The following is a 1,270-nucleotide window of genomic DNA, read 5'->3' as shown; positions in this document are numbered from 1 at the left end:
CCAATTAAGTGAATTTTAGTGTCTGGGGTTTTATCACGACAAACCGGTCAAGGTAATTGTCGTCAACCGGACAAGATAATTGTCGCAGAATAGGCCGGTTTTATGGTGCTTCCCACCTTGATATCCCAAGCCATATGCGAGGATTTATCCGCATCAATGGTGAACCTGTTGTTGAGCTTGATTATGATGCCCTTCATGTGGTCATGCTGTACCATCTCCGGGGCATAGACATTGATTTGGCCCAGGACCCGTATAACATTATTGTTGGCCCGGAAGACCGCTCAATCAAGAAAATAGCACTGCTTACGGCCATCAATGCCCCCACAGAAGCCAAGGCAATCAAAGGTATTCGGAAGGCGCTGGTTGATGATGGCATTACAGGTGATATCCTTACCGACAGATCATTGAGGAGCCTTATAGCCCGGGCAAAACTGGCCCACACTGACATTTCCGATGATATAGCATCTGGTAAAGGCATCGAACTCCAAAACATCGACAGCAGGATTGCGGATGCCATTTTGACCAATCTGATGGCACTCAACATTCCAGCCCTCCCGGTGCATGACAGCTTTATCGTGCCCCAGCAATACGAGGGAAAATTGAGACAGCAGATGAAGGATGAGTATGAAAAAATCCTGGGATTTGAACCTGGGATAACCAAGAAAGACAAGCGGAATTTCCCGAAGAAATGGAAGAATTGGCACTGCTAAGCGGACCCGTCCGTATACGGACACTTCAACTTTCCGCAGATTAAAAAACGGTTTCCATACGTATGAAAACGCATTTTCACCGCTTTTCGAATGCGTTGTTTTGCCAGACCAATGAGACGCCTAAATGCTGTTTGCCAAGACAAACAATCTTGACAAATTAAAATTAGTGCTTATTATCCTATTTTCGGTTGAAAACCCAGAAAGACCTTTTCAGTGTCGGGGCCAAATCAGCGGTCCGAAAATCTTTCAAAACAGTATAACATCTGTATCCACGAACATCAGGATACACCCAGGGCAAGCAACCCTTGTCCATAAGTTAACGGCAGGCCAAAAGAGCCTGCCACAGGTCAGGAAGCGCGGTGCGTATAGGTTCACGTCCCGCCAGGATTGAAATCGTACGCCACGGGTGTACGTCCAGATTGTCAAAACCAATCCGTCCCTGATTTGAAAACTTATGGTCAGGGGTTTTCCCGGATGGCCACCCAAACTCCCCCACTTGTGGCCACCCCAAAATCCCCCACCTAAACGTCAGCAAAATCTGTTGTAATCGCTGATAATCA

At 46.9% G+C, this 1,270-nt stretch carries 2 protein-coding genes; one reads left to right on the top strand and one right to left on the bottom strand.

Annotated features, from left to right (window positions below; translation table 11 throughout):
* The first annotated feature begins 134 nt into the window (after positions 1 to 134).
* Positions 135 to 710, top strand: coding sequence for a hypothetical protein (locus B147_RS0110260; RefSeq protein ID WP_020587114.1), 576 nt, complete (start codon positions 135 to 137; stop codon positions 708 to 710).
* Positions 711 to 1,026: 316 nt separating this feature from the next.
* Here the strand turns inward: B147_RS0110260 and B147_RS32435 are convergent.
* Positions 1,027 to 1,270 (bottom strand): hypothetical protein (locus B147_RS32435; protein WP_033397183.1); only part of this gene is annotated, 244 nt, incomplete at its 5' end.

This window comes from Desulfobacter curvatus DSM 3379, from assembly GCF_000373985.1.
GTDB lineage: Bacteria > Desulfobacterota > Desulfobacteria > Desulfobacterales > Desulfobacteraceae > Desulfobacter > Desulfobacter curvatus.
Note: the sequence above shows the minus strand (reverse complement) of the source record. Positions and strands in the feature narration are given on the sequence as shown.